Genomic DNA, 12,656 nt, shown 5'->3' with positions numbered 1-12,656 from the left:
GAGTAATGCCTTCGCAGGGACGATGCTAACCCCCGTCTAAAGACGGGGGAATGCGCATCGTAACTTTCTTCAATTGAATGACCTCTGTAAATCTGCGCACTTTTCGATTTTAAGACTTCTTCTGCAAACCCGGATATACAAAACTCTTATGCATAATCATTGTGTATAGCCTCTCAAAACAAATCCTATGAAGAACTGAAAATGTGTGCAATTACAGGCTTTTTCAATATTGATGACTCTACTGAGCTGACTTTGAAGGCCCTTGAGAGCATGAAGAACAGAGGGCTTGACTGCATTGGGATGTGTGGACCCGCGTGGACAGAGTATGGAAATGAAGCACGCTGCCTGGAATTTCCCTCGGGCACACAGCAGAAAGTGCTTGGTCATCGCCTGCATTCCATGGTCAGTTTTGTACGCCAGCCCATAGTATATAATGGGAAAATGGTTGCCAACTGCGAGCTGTATAACTGGAGAGAGCTTGGGGGAAAATACGGACTTGAAGCTGATAACGATGCGGATCTGCTCATAAAGTTAATAGAGCTGAAACTGCAGCAAACCGACAGAACGAGTGATACGGGTGAAAATGCAGGCATGTCCGATAAGGCTTCGGAAACCGACATACTCAGGATACTGGATGAACTGCTTGCCGAAGTAATAGGCGTCTACGCCTTTGCTTACTGGCTGGAGGATAAGGTCTACATTGCAAGGGACATCCTTGGGATAAAGCCCATCTGGTACAGCTCATCTGACGGGTTTGCCTTTGCTTCCGAGAAAAAAGCCCTTGTCTCTACAGGACGCACCAACATCAAGGAACTTAACCCACGGGAAATATTCTGCTACGACCTGCAGAGCAACTCCGTCACTCACTTTAACCGAAAGTTCTTCTCCATCCAGCCAGAGCACGCAGAACCGATTGAAGAGATCAAGAAAGATTTCCACAGCCTTCTGGAAAGTGCCGTGTCCATACGCTTCCCTGATGAAAGGTTTGGCATACTATTCTCAGGCGGGCTGGATTCTACTGTAATAGCATGCCTGTGCAAGATACTGGAGAAAGAGCCGGGAGTTGATTTCACATGTTATACAGCCGGACTGAGTGGAGTTGAACTTCCCCCTGATGTTGAATATGCACAGAGGATGGCAGAGGAGCTTGGCCTTGACCTGAAGATTAAGAGAATCGGGCTTGAGGAAGTTGAGGAATACCTTAAAACTGTCGTCCCGCTTGTTGAAGACACCAATGTCCCTAAAGTGGGTGTTGCCCTGACAATGTACGCAGCATGTGTCGCTGCAAGGGAGGACGGCATAAGGGTCATGTTCTCAGGCTCCGGCGCTGATGAACTGCTGGCCGGATATGACCGCCATAAACGTTCCACAGATATCAACAGGGATTGCTATGCGGATATCCTGAAGATATATGAGAGGAACACCTACAGGGATGACGTGGTCTCGATGAACAATAACATCGAGCTGCGTGTACCCTATCTGGACAAACGCTTTGTTGACTATTGTCTTAAGATACCTGCCAGATACAAGATGCATGAGGATCAGAACAAGTGGATACTGCGTGAGACAGCCCGGGACCTTGGTCTCCCGCAGGAGCTGGCCATGAGAAAAAAACAGGCTGCACAGTATGGCAGCAGGTTTGACAAGGCAATCGGCAAGCTGGCAAAGAGAGCAGGGTTTAACACAAAGACCGCATACCTGAAACAATTCTATGACCAGCACAACCTCAAGCTGGGTGTGCTTTTCAGCTCAGGCAAGGACAGCAATTATGCAATGCATATCATGCAGGAGCAGAACTACTCCATAGAGTGCCTCATCACTATTAAGAGCCAGAATCCCGACTCATATATGTTCCACACACCCAACATCAGCCTGGCTAACCTGCAGGCAGAGGCAATGGGTATTCCCCTTATCGAAGAGACCACCAGAGGTGAGAAGGAAACTGAACTTAAGGACATGAAGAACGCCATCCTCAGAGCAAAGGAAGAGTTCGGGATAGAAGGAGTTGTTACGGGAGCTCTGTACTCAAATTACCAGCGCGAAAGGATAGAGAAGGTATGCGATGAACTTGGCCTGAAGGTATTCTCACCTCTCTGGCATATCGATCAGGAAAAGGAGATGCATCAGCTACTGGCGATAGGATTTGAGTTCATATTCAGCAGCGTCGCAGCCTACGGGCTTGATAAAAGCTGGGTCGGACGCAGGATAGAGGAAAAGGACATCGAACGGCTTGTCCGGCTCAACGAGAAGATCGGCCTCAATGTCGCAGGTGAAGGAGGCGAGTTCGAGAGCTTTGTGCTCGACGGGCCTATGTACCATAAAAAGATAGAGATCCGGGAAATGGAAGTTATAGAACTGGATGAGTATACTGCAAAAGTGGTCATCACCGATGCAGTGCTTATCGATAAAGACTGAATACTGCCACCAACTACGAGAATATAAATACTGTTCTCCTTATAATTGTTAATTAGAATTGCGATAGCAGTTATAAGGAGTGGAGCATTTGGAACTTACAATGGTGATACCCAGTTACTGGAGCCGGGATAGTGCTACAGGCTGGAAAGAAGGGGATGCTGTTTACGACCATCCCATCCCGATAGACCACGAAGGTACGCTTGGCAGGGCTATCAGAAGCATGAAAATGCTTGGTGATAAGGATTTCAAACTTGTGGTACTGGCAGTGGCGACTTCTCCGGATATCGAGAGCGAGGTTGAGGATATCGTAACAGCGATCGTTGAGCAGACAGCACCTGATGCAGGAATAAAGGCCGTGGTATTTGGACCTTCTCACCTGAAAAACATCCATGAAGTACTGGAGAAAGAAGGGAATGCCGCCTACAGGGACCTTCTGCGGCTTACGGGATATTCCAACGTTCGTAACATGTGCCTTTTCGTGCCTCACATCATGGAGGCAGATGCTGCAGTGCTTATCGATGATGATGAGGTGTTCGAGGACCCTGATTTCATCGGCAAGGTCCGGGAGCATATCGGCCAGGATGTTAACGGCAGGAGGATATACGGACTTGCAGGCTATTATCTGCAGCCGGATGGCAATTTCTATGTACCTGCTCCTGAAGATGGCTGGGCCTACTACTGGGGCAAGCAGACACAGATGAACAAAGCCTTTGAAGCTGTGATCGCATCCCCGCCAAGAATAAAAGAAACACCATTCGTGTTTGGCGGGAACATGACAATTCACAGGAACCTTTTTACAAAGATACCCTTCGATCCCCATGTCAGGCGGGGCGAGGATATTGATTACATCATGAACGCCATGATGTTCGGTTTTAACTTCTTCCTTGATAATGAACTGCACATCAAGCACCTGCCGCCTGAAAAAAGCCATCCGCAATGGATGCGCCTTAGGGAAGACATATACCGTTTTGTCTTTGAGAGAGAAAAGCTGAGGCATCAGAAGGACATAAAAGGCATGAGGCGCATCTCGGCCGAGGATTTTGGCGAATACCCCGGTATTTTCCTGAAAGAAGACCTTGACGAGAGAATAAAGAAAGCCAGCATGCTCCTCTCTGGAGAATACCGTCGCAATGGCGACCTTCAGGGCGGCATTGAGGCTTTGAAGAACATTGAAGTTGCTAAAGAGGAGGCAGTACCTTCATTTGATCCTTTCGAGCATCTTTTAGAACTTCAGAAGAGCTGGGAACATTTAATGAGCTATACGGGTCAGGATATTGTCAGGCAGGAGATGCAAGGAATTTTAGAGGAAAAGAGGTAGGCTGGCCAGACTTGCCCGCCTTCCTATATTCCTGTTCATACCCGGAAAAATCCCACATAAACAAAACCAAGTGTCATCAGCAGGAAAAACAACAGTCCAGCCCAGCTCAGGATCTTAAGGAATGTTACCGGAAGGTCTTTTCCCGGCAGGTATTGGACATAATTATCCGGAAAAACCCCGAATTTCTCTGAGCATGGAGCCGAAAACCTTAATGCTGCCAAGCAACAGTTCAAGTACTCATCTAAGAGTACATGTTGCATATGTACAGGATAATCACTGACAATTTCTCAAAATACACTGACCTGCTGAAATATCCATGATAAAATATCTTATTCAATTCGGTATTATTCTCCTTGCCAGTTTTCTGGGCGAACTCCTCTATACATCCCTGGATATTCCCATACCTGGTAACATACTGGGAATGTTGCTGCTGCTTTTGTTCCTTCTGACAGGCCTGTTGAAACTGTCCATGATAGAGGATGTGAGCAACTTCATGCTAAAGCACCTTCCCTTCTTTTTTATACCTGCAGCCGTAGGATTGATAACCAGTTTCTCTTTGTTGGAGGGAAAATGGACAGCCCTTGTGTTCATAGTCGTTATTTCGACCTTTATCGTTGCAGCGGTTACCGGTATAACGACACAGGTGCTGATTAAAAGGAGGAAATCAGATGAATGAGATAATCTCTTCTCTTGTTACTTTCCTGATAGCTTCCCCGGTGTTTGGCATAGGGATATCTTTGCTGACTTATTATGCAGGCAGTCTGCTATACGAAAAGACAGGCTCCCCCTTCCTGAATCCTCTGGTTCTGAGTATGCTGGTGATCATTGCCCTTCTTGCGAGCTTCAATATAAGTTTCGATGACTACAACCGGGGAGGGAGATTCATATCCTTCTTCCTGGGACCTGCCACTGTGATCCTGGCTGTGCCCTTATACAATAAAATCAACCTGCTCAAAGAGAATGCCCTGCCTATACTTGCAGGAATCGGAGCAGGTTCTGCTGCTGGCATTGTGAGTATAATGTTCATGTCCAGGATGTTCGGGCTGAATGAGCTGGTGAGCATTTCCCTGATTCCCAAATCTGTCACAACACCCATCGGGATAGAAATCTCCAACCAGCTTGGAGGCATGTCATCAATAACAGTGGCAGCCATTGTTTTAACAGGTATAACAGGTGCCCTGCTGGGACCCACGGTCTGCAGGCTTTTCAGGATCAGGAATAAGGTGGCGATAGGAGTTGCTATCGGAACCTCATCCCATGCCCTTGGCACCACCAAGGCCGTGGAGCTGGGAGAGACTGAAGGAGCAATGAGCGGGCTTGCGATAGGTATCGCAGGGCTGGTGACTGTATTCCTGGCTCCGATACTGGCAAATTTGCTGCTCTGAGATGAATCAGGGCTTCTTCTGCGGTTTTGACTCACCGTTTTGATGCTTTTGCAAATTTAATAAACTTGTCAGACAATAATTTTAAGGACAGCACCTTTAGTTCTTACTTATGTCACTGAGAGGTGAATTCTTAGGCAGAGGATACTGACTTAAGTAGCTCATACAAATCATGAAAAGAAAACTGTATATATAGCTACAACTTTAATTTACAGGGGGATTCAGTGAAAATTAAAAGATTATTTCCAATATCAGTTACGCCTAATATAAAAGAGTGCAAAGAATTCTATACCAGGTTTTTCTCTTTTGAGGTGGTTTTTGAAGCAGATTGGTATATTCATCTTAGGAACGAATCAGAAGTAGAGATTGCATTCATGATGCCGAATCTACAAAATCAGCCAGATTTTTTACATGAGGTTTTTTCAGGTAAGGGAGTTGTGCTTTCATTTGAAGTTGATGATGCTAAAGCGGAGTATGAAAGAATCAAGAAACTGCAAGCTTCATTCATTCAAGATCTAAAAGATGAAGAGTGGGGGCAAAGGCATTTCATGCTAGTTGACCCCGCTGGTATGGTTCCCGATATCGTACAACAGTTATAAGAGGACTATAAACGTAATCATTCTGGAAAAAAGACAACTTGTTTCAAAGAGGAAAACATACTTGGCAAGAGGGCTTCATGATACAAATCCAAAAAAGATATCAAGAAACAGCTGACGCGATCAGCGAGGATGATATCGACCTTGTGAAGATCAACCTGACAATCACAAGAAAAGTCTGCTGCGGCGGCAGGGATAAGAAAGACTACGACCTGGGCTGGGTCGAGCATCCTAAGGACATGAAACTGACTACTGTAAGGGAATACACAGTTAGGGACAGAGTGCTTGAGGTATGGATAGAACCCTGATACTTCCGGACATGAAATTGTGCTGTAGAGAAGTGCCAAAAATACTATCTATGTCAGATGCATCTTACCTTTATGGGTACGCAGATCGGAACCTTACTAACAAAAAACCCTATCACTTACGAAGAACTGTCGGGTAAAGTCATTGCCATCGATGCATACAATACCATATACCAGTTCCTGAGTGCCATCAGGCGAAAGGATGGCTCCTTACTCACGGATTCTTCCGGCAATCCAACTTCGCATCTTACCGGCCTTTTTTCAAGAACCTGCAAGCTAAGGGACGCTAATATCAAGCCGGTCTTCATTTTTGATGGAAAACCACCGCATATGAAGAAAGAAACACTGGAAAAACGCAGGGGGATTAAGGAAACAGCAGCCCTCAACTATGAGATTGCCAGAGAGGAAGGCAACCTTGAGGATATGAAGAAATTCGCACAGGGAACTTCAAGAATAACCCCGCAGATACTTGATGAATCGAAAAAGCTCCTTCAACTCATGGGTATTCCCTGCTTGCAGGCGGAATCTGAGGCTGAGGCACAGGCGGCATTCATGACCTCCCGGGGAGATGCCGACCTCGTGGGTTCACAGGACTATGATGCATTCCTTTTCGGAGCAGAGAGTGTCGTCCGCAACCTGGGAAGCACCGGGAAGAGAAAGGTCCCCGGCAGGAATGCCTATGTTGCAAAGACACCGGAGCATATCTCCCTGGCAGGCTCCCTTGAGCAGCTGGAGATCACCCGTGAGCAACTGATAGATGTTGCCATTTGCATCGGCACGGATTTCAATGAGGGTATCCATCATGTCGGTGCAAAGACCGCTCTGAAACTTATCCTTAAGCACAAGGATATAATCACGATGATCAAAGAAGAGAATAAGGATATACGCACATGCGCTTCAGTTGAAGAGATAAGGGAGTTCTTCCTGAACCCGCCCGTAACAAGAGATTATACCCTGAAGTGGAAAAAGCCAGAACCAGACGCATTGTTTGATTTCCTTGTAAGGGAGCGTGACTTTTCCGAGAAGCAGGTTTTGAGTAACATTAAGATCTTAGAGGGCAGAACGATCGATAATTGCCAGTCTTGCTTAGGCGACTGGTAACCAATTTTTAATGAGGCTACAGGAATATTTTCATGGCTGGAACAGGGAACCAAGGATCACAAGTATTGTGAGCATGGAGGTCACGTTGGCCAGTATAGCTGCTTCAAGTCCTTTTTTCCAGTAAAGCCATCCGAAAACGCTTCCTGCAATGACGTTCAGGATCATGATTCCTGAGGCAAACATCGTATTGATTTCTATTGACGATGATAGTGATGAAACATAGCCAATACTGTAAAGGATGCTTGCAAGCATTATGGATAACCAGATACCGGTGGTTGTAGGTAGACCTGCAGATGTCTTTTTTATCTTCCATGTGATCCATACTAAAAGGGTTACCAGGAAGAATCGCAGGATTATCTCTTCCACTATGCCTACATAGAATGAATAGAGAAATCTCTGCCATACGGGCGGTGATGACAGGAATATGGTCAAAGGTTCAGTGAACATGGAAAAAATACCCCTGTCCACTACAAAGATAATGGTGCCCACCAATACGCCAAGCAATAAGGACAGTTTTACAGACGAACTGAATCCTGCAGGCAAACCCCTTCCCTCGAACAATGATTCAAGTACTGGTGCCTTTAAGCCAACTTTCCTTCCAAGGAAAAGACCTACAACGATGGAAATGATCAAAAAAACTGTGCCCCGGGCAAATTGCGTTGCCAGGACCATTGGAAGGGAACTGCCAAACTGAGCAACCACATCCCCTGAAACTGACACTGCATATGGAAGGGATGCAAGCATAGAAAACTCTGCTACCATGAACAACACCCAGAATACCCCCCAGTCAGTAATATTCTTCGTGTTCATCCTTAATGTTCCTTTTTTCAAGCCAACTTAGCAGAGTTGTGCGCGCGTTGTCTCTTAAAGCAATACGATTGTCCATTATATAAGTATTCTTTTATTTGTAACTGACCTTATGTTACTAGAAGACCACCAGGAATAGACTATTCTGGACACGATGCTTGATGCCTGAATAGAAGCCTTGAGAAAAGAAACAAAAATACATGCTTAGCATAAAACAAAAATCAAATCCGTTTTTAGATCAATTTCATTGCCTGTTTATTCTATTTCGAGTTCCAGACCCCCTATGACCCCGGTCACTGCATTGAATATCAATGCGGTGATCACACCACCAATAAAGCCAAGCACACCATAGAAAATAGGTAATGCAATGATCGCCCATGCCCCAAATAACATTCCGCCGGCTCCCTGACTGTACATCATGGAGCCCACTGTCAGGGAAGTAAGAGTTATGATAACTCCAAATATCAGACCCATTACTGCATAGATCACTCCCGTAATCTTCCCAAGTGAAAGCACACCAATCTTTTTCACGAATTTCTTTACCATAAAATGAACCCTCCATTAGTATATTCTTTAATGGTAGGTTAAAAATATACCTGTGGGTATAATTGCAAATGAGCGGGGAATCAGGATGGTATAGCTGTCATCGGGTGCGGTTAGGGGGGAGCGGTTTGATTGCGGGTCGCCGCCCAGATAACCGGCCCGTGCAGTAAAAAGATATCTGGTTTCAGGAGGGATTTTGCCTGCAGCTTCTCCAATTATCTCAAGGTTGCGGACAACCGCATCAACCCGCATCTCGTCTTCCAGAAATTCCTCAAGAGTGATATTCTCCATATACCTTTGAATTTTCTCAATTGCAGCAAGCATGTCTGCAAAGAAAACCAATTGATCTCGAGGCATAAACAGCCTCTTTCAGGATATGCTCTCTTAGCCGTGGCTTTATGGCAGTCTCGATGACAAGGTCCACGTCTCTTCCAAAAAGTTCTTCGAGATAGAACTTGAGTTCCATATAATTACCAAAGGTCTTTTGACCTTCTTTGAATTTCACAAGGATATCAACATCACTGTCTCCGTGTTCCTCTCCTCTTGCAAAAGAACCGAAAACACCCACTTTTTTGACACCAAAACGCTCCATTATCACGTTCTCGTGTTCTCTTAACATCCCGAGGGCATCCATAATTATTACTCACCGATAAAGTTAAATCGTTAACCCCGAATATGGCAGAAACCAGTTGACTCTGTGTACTCTGTGGTTGCATCTTCTCACATTCGGGATCTAGTATGGGGATTTCTACAGAGCCCGAAATTGACAAAAATGTATTTATGTAAATGTAGTGTATAGCAACCATATATGATAAATTTGCCGACCGGAGGTTCTTACAATGCGATTACCTAATAGCAGACGAAACCGCGAAGCACAACAAAGAAGAATTATTGCAAGGATTGCTGAAGATGCATCCGGTAATGCAATAGAAAGTGCGTTTAAGTGCGGGATACCTGTTACAATACAGCAAGGCGACAGCATTGTCAAGTTACATCCTGACGGAACTACTGAGTTTATTAAAAAAGTCGAACATAGTTCAGTTACGCCAGAAAAAAGGCGTTATCGCCTATGAAACAGCGGATGAGAGTGTTTGCGGGACCAAATGGGTCAGGCAAGACCACACTGGTCAATCAGTTTATTGAACAAAGAAATAAACTGATTAATCCTAATCGTCACATAAATCCTGATAATCTTAATTTAATTGACGTGGTTGATTTTGATAACTTTGGATTGAAAATTGATGAAAACGATTTTCAGGATTTTGTGCTCAAACATCATTTTTACAAGGCACTTGATATTGATATCAAGGATATCAAAGTTGTAGCCAACTGTTTCAACATAACCAAAAAAAGCTCATACATGGGGGCGATGTTATCAGATTACCTAAGGCACTCTCTTATCCAAACTGATGAAAAACTATTTTCATTTGAAACGGTTTTATCCCATCAATCAAAAGTAGATTTCCTCCTGGATGCAAAAAAACATGGGTGGGATGTATATTTGTATTTTGTAAGCACAAATGATCCTGAGATTAATTGTGATCGGGTAGCTGAACGGGTATTAAGAGGAGAACACCTTGTTCCCTATGACAAAATTCGTGATAGATACACAAAAACAAACAATAATCTATATCCTGCTCTAAAACATTGCAGAAAAGCATACATTTTTGATAATTCCTTGAAGAAAATGCAGTTGATAGCTGTGAAAAATCCGGATGATTTATTGGAATTTCCCAGTGAATGTCCCATCCCCGGGTGGCTAAATGAATGTTTATTATCAAAAATAAAATGACACAGATATCAGAATCAACCTGGAATACTTCCCCACACTCGAAAAGAAGCGATTGCCGATTTCAGATATCAATCCGGAAAACAGCATTGTTCCTTTCGGGAATGGAGTATGCCCTTTTTTAAGACAATCCGCCTCATCCCTGTGAACAAGAACCTTCGCACCGCTCTTTTTCCTGATCCCGGCAAGGCGCCCGACATGGTTGTAATGGTATGATTTATCAGGAAAATGGCCAACTGATTATTGAAAGTCCGCAAACTGTGATTATTAGAAATCCAAATTCAGAACATATAATTCAAGATTCGATACTTAGAATGATAGGTTTCGAAATTTATGCTCCTTGAACAAACAACAACCCTTAAATACCACCTCCTCCCATTTCCCACTTAATATGTCAATCCCTACCACATCCTACACCGTACCTGACGTACCCGTTGTAGCTGTAGTAGTGGTAGTACTGTCAGCTTGAGCAAGAAAAAGAAACTTTTCGGGCTCAAGTGCGCTGTTTTTGGTTCTTTACTGATTAGTGTATCCTGTGCCTGGATCGTTTCTTTCACGGAGAATTGAAATGAAAGAAATGAACGGAGCAGAAGTCCTTGTTAAATGCCTGGAGGACCTTGGGGTCAGACATGTCTTTGGTTATACGGGGGCGGCGATACTGCCGGTTTTTCATGCCCTGAAGGATAGCGGTATAGAGATAATCATCAATTCCAACGAGCAGTCGTCGGCTTTCAGCGCGGCGGGATATTCGCGGTCCAGCGGACAGGTCGGTGTCGCAATAGTCACATCCGGACCTGCCATCACCAACACCCTCACAAGCGTTGCGGATGCTTTTGGTGACAGTATTCCGTTGCTGGTATTTGCGGGGCAGGTCCCGGAGCATAAGATAGGCACCGACTCCTTCCAGCACATCAGCGTCAGGAACATCTTCGGGGATGCTGCCAAGAAGGTAATCCAGCTATCCAATGATGACGATGTCGAAACAATAGTCAAGGACGCCTACTACTTTGCAATGTCTGGCAAGCCGGGACCTGTTGTCATAGATTTTCCCATGGACAAACAGCAGAAGGTCCACGAGTATCAGGGCATGAACGTCATGAGGTTCGAGGAGAGTTATCGTGACGACAGGCACCTGTGCGAGGAACAATGCGCAGAGTTCTTCCGGCTGCTGCTCAACTCCAAAAAGCCACTGCTCTACCTTGGCGGTGGCCTGAACTCGGAAGCAGGAAGCAAGGCCATCAGGGAGTTCAACGAGCACTTCAATATTCCCTCGGTCAACACCCTCATGGCAAAGGGCGTCGTTGACGAGCGGGATGAGCTCAACCTCGGGATGCTGGGCATGTTCGGCACGCCCTACGCCAATATGCTCATTCAGGAGAACGACTTCTTCTTCGCCATCGGGGTCCGGTGGGATGACAGGGTCGCGGAGAAGGTCGGATTCGCCATAGGCACCGACATAGCCTACATCGATATCAATCCCGAGAAGATGCACCAGATCAAGATCGAGCGCGGCCCGAAATTCACATTCATCGGTGATGCTGCCACAGCTATCCGGGACCTGCTGAACTATGCCAGAAAGCACGATATCACTCTGGATATACATGAGTGGCAGGAGCGTGCGGTATACCTGAAAAAGGCATGGCCTCTTGATCATAACAGAGAATCCGAGAGAATACAATCTGCCGAGGTCATGGCCCTGCTGGCAGGCTATATAGACGGGAACACGAAGATAACCACAGGCGTCGGCAATCATCAGATGCTTGCAGCCCAGTACCTGCTAATGCAGAAGGCCAAGTCCTTCATGACATCAGGCTCTTTCGGAACAATGGGTTTTTCCCTGCCTACAGCCATCGGTGTCTGCTATGCCAACCCGGATGCAAGGGTCATTGCAATAGACGGTGACGGCAGCCTGAAAATGAACCTGGGGGAACTGCACACTATTGCGTCACTAGACCTGCCCGTCAGGATACTAATGCTGAACAACCAGAGTGACGGCATGGTCCAGAACCTGCAGGATGCAGCTTACGGGGGAGCCAGGACAGGAACACAGAGACCGAAAGATGTTTGCTTCGCCGATATCGCAAGGTCCTTTGGCTTCAGTTACACAGCAAGGGTAAAGGACAGAAATGATCTCAAAGAAAGTATCGAAACCTTCCTGAGTTCAGAAGGACCCTGTTTCCTGGAAGTCTGCACTGACAGCGAGGAGATCCTTTACCCTAAGGTTCCTGCCGGAGGATCTTATAAGGACATGATCCTTGGGCCTTACATAAAGCAGGTAGCTTCCGTTTTAGCTTCTGATGTGTCCGCACAGCCTGGATGGCCAGATATGCAACAGGAGAGAAAAGTCATTTCATTTACTATTGAAGGTAAATGACAATAATTTGCGGGCTTTGCAGAAGA

General features: G+C 45.6%; 14 protein-coding genes. 10 read left to right on the top strand and 4 right to left on the bottom strand.

Going from position 1 to position 12,656, the window contains the following annotated elements; translation table 11 throughout:
* Positions 1–201: 201 nt before the first annotated feature.
* The 7 genes from Q8J68_RS12820 (at position 202) to fen (ending at position 7,117) form a co-directional block, all read left to right on the top strand.
* Positions 202–2,415 (top strand): diphthine--ammonia ligase, encoded by a 2,214-nt coding sequence (locus Q8J68_RS12820; protein WP_305311910.1) that lies wholly within the window; start codon positions 202–204, stop codon positions 2,413–2,415.
* An 88-nt stretch (positions 2,416–2,503) separates the two neighbouring features.
* Positions 2,504–3,733: a hypothetical protein gene (locus Q8J68_RS12815; protein WP_305311909.1), complete on the top strand. Its 1,230-nt coding sequence runs from the start codon at positions 2,504–2,506 to the stop codon at positions 3,731–3,733.
* 316 nt (positions 3,734–4,049) lie between these two features.
* Positions 4,050–4,409, top strand: coding sequence for a CidA/LrgA family protein (locus Q8J68_RS12810; protein WP_305311908.1), 360 nt, complete (start codon positions 4,050–4,052; stop codon positions 4,407–4,409).
* Entirely contained in the window at positions 4,402–5,118 is a 717-nt protein-coding gene (locus Q8J68_RS12805; RefSeq protein WP_305311907.1) for an LrgB family protein, read from the top strand. Before Q8J68_RS12810 ends, Q8J68_RS12805 begins: the two co-directional genes overlap by 8 nt.
* Before the next feature lie 221 nt (positions 5,119–5,339).
* On the top strand, positions 5,340–5,714 hold the full coding sequence (locus tag Q8J68_RS12800; RefSeq protein ID WP_305311906.1) for a VOC family protein: 375 nt from the start codon (positions 5,340–5,342) through the stop codon (positions 5,712–5,714).
* A 77-nt stretch (positions 5,715–5,791) separates the two neighbouring features.
* Positions 5,792–6,019 carry a hypothetical protein gene (locus Q8J68_RS12795; RefSeq protein ID WP_305311905.1) on the top strand — a complete coding sequence of 76 codons (228 nt, stop codon included), beginning with the start codon at positions 5,792–5,794 and terminating at the stop codon, positions 6,017–6,019.
* A gap of 72 nt (positions 6,020–6,091) precedes the next feature.
* The gene (gene fen, locus Q8J68_RS12790; RefSeq protein ID WP_305311904.1) at positions 6,092–7,117 is read left to right on the top strand and encodes a flap endonuclease-1; all 1,026 of its coding nucleotides are present in this window, start codon (positions 6,092–6,094) and stop codon (positions 7,115–7,117) included.
* A 30-nt stretch (positions 7,118–7,147) separates the two neighbouring features.
* On the opposite strand, the gene Q8J68_RS12785 is transcribed toward fen, so the two are convergent.
* The 4 genes from Q8J68_RS12785 to Q8J68_RS12770 all read right to left on the bottom strand — a co-directional run bounded on the left by Q8J68_RS12785 (position 7,148) and on the right by Q8J68_RS12770 (position 9,101).
* Entirely contained in the window at positions 7,148–7,879 is a 732-nt protein-coding gene (locus Q8J68_RS12785; protein WP_305311903.1) for a type II CAAX prenyl endopeptidase Rce1 family protein, read from the bottom strand.
* 300 nt (positions 7,880–8,179) lie between these two features.
* Positions 8,180–8,470: a hypothetical protein gene (locus Q8J68_RS12780; RefSeq protein ID WP_305311902.1), complete on the bottom strand. Its 291-nt coding sequence runs from the start codon at positions 8,468–8,470 to the stop codon at positions 8,180–8,182.
* A gap of 27 nt (positions 8,471–8,497) precedes the next feature.
* Positions 8,498–8,758 carry a DUF86 domain-containing protein gene (locus tag Q8J68_RS12775; RefSeq protein ID WP_305311901.1) on the bottom strand — a complete coding sequence of 87 codons (261 nt, stop codon included), beginning with the start codon at positions 8,756–8,758 and terminating at the stop codon, positions 8,498–8,500.
* 16 nt (positions 8,759–8,774) lie between these two features.
* Positions 8,775–9,101 (bottom strand): nucleotidyltransferase family protein, encoded by a 327-nt coding sequence (locus Q8J68_RS12770; RefSeq protein ID WP_305311900.1) that lies wholly within the window; start codon positions 9,099–9,101, stop codon positions 8,775–8,777.
* A gap of 205 nt (positions 9,102–9,306) precedes the next feature.
* On the opposite strand from Q8J68_RS12770, the gene Q8J68_RS12765 reads away from it, so the two are divergent.
* The 3 genes from Q8J68_RS12765 to Q8J68_RS12755 all read left to right on the top strand — a co-directional run bounded on the left by Q8J68_RS12765 (position 9,307) and on the right by Q8J68_RS12755 (position 12,630).
* The gene (locus tag Q8J68_RS12765) at positions 9,307–9,540 is read left to right on the top strand and encodes a hypothetical protein (RefSeq protein ID WP_305311899.1); all 234 of its coding nucleotides are present in this window, start codon (positions 9,307–9,309) and stop codon (positions 9,538–9,540) included.
* Complete coding sequence (locus Q8J68_RS12760; protein ID WP_305311898.1) at positions 9,537–10,259, top strand: hypothetical protein; 723 nt, start codon at positions 9,537–9,539, stop codon at positions 10,257–10,259. Before Q8J68_RS12765 ends, Q8J68_RS12760 begins: the two co-directional genes overlap by 4 nt.
* 565 nt (positions 10,260–10,824) lie before the next feature.
* Positions 10,825–12,630 carry a thiamine pyrophosphate-binding protein gene (locus Q8J68_RS12755; RefSeq protein WP_305311897.1) on the top strand — a complete coding sequence of 602 codons (1,806 nt, stop codon included), beginning with the start codon at positions 10,825–10,827 and terminating at the stop codon, positions 12,628–12,630.
* Positions 12,631–12,656: the final 26 nt, after the last annotated feature.

The organism is Methanolobus sp. (assembly GCF_030682845.1).
Classification (GTDB): domain Archaea; phylum Halobacteriota; class Methanosarcinia; order Methanosarcinales; family Methanosarcinaceae; genus Methanolobus.
The sequence above is the reverse complement of the archived record's forward strand: the minus strand, read 5'-3'. Positions and strand labels throughout refer to the sequence as shown.

Coding starts and splice junctions, on each gene's coding strand:
- Q8J68_RS12820 (WP_305311910.1), top strand. CDS start 202: ATGTGTGCAATTACAGGCTTTTTCAATATTGATGACTCTACTGAGCTG.
- Q8J68_RS12810 (WP_305311908.1), top strand. CDS start 4,050: ATGATAAAATATCTTATTCAATTCGGTATTATTCTCCTTGCCAGTTTT.
- Q8J68_RS12805 (WP_305311907.1), top strand. CDS start 4,402: ATGAATGAGATAATCTCTTCTCTTGTTACTTTCCTGATAGCTTCCCCG.
- Q8J68_RS12795 (WP_305311905.1), top strand. CDS start 5,792: ATGATACAAATCCAAAAAAGATATCAAGAAACAGCTGACGCGATCAGC.
- fen (WP_305311904.1), top strand. CDS start 6,092: ATGGGTACGCAGATCGGAACCTTACTAACAAAAAACCCTATCACTTAC.
- Q8J68_RS12785 (WP_305311903.1), bottom strand. CDS start 7,879: ATGGTAGCAGAGTTTTCTATGCTTGCATCCCTTCCATATGCAGTGTCA.
- Q8J68_RS12780 (WP_305311902.1), bottom strand. CDS start 8,470: ATGGTAAAGAAATTCGTGAAAAAGATTGGTGTGCTTTCACTTGGGAAG.
- Q8J68_RS12775 (WP_305311901.1), bottom strand. CDS start 8,758: ATGGAGAATATCACTCTTGAGGAATTTCTGGAAGACGAGATGCGGGTT.
- Q8J68_RS12770 (WP_305311900.1), bottom strand. CDS start 9,101: ATGGATGCCCTCGGGATGTTAAGAGAACACGAGAACGTGATAATGGAG.
- Q8J68_RS12765 (WP_305311899.1), top strand. CDS start 9,307: ATGCGATTACCTAATAGCAGACGAAACCGCGAAGCACAACAAAGAAGA.
- Q8J68_RS12760 (WP_305311898.1), top strand. CDS start 9,537: ATGAAACAGCGGATGAGAGTGTTTGCGGGACCAAATGGGTCAGGCAAG.
- Q8J68_RS12755 (WP_305311897.1), top strand. CDS start 10,825: ATGAAAGAAATGAACGGAGCAGAAGTCCTTGTTAAATGCCTGGAGGAC.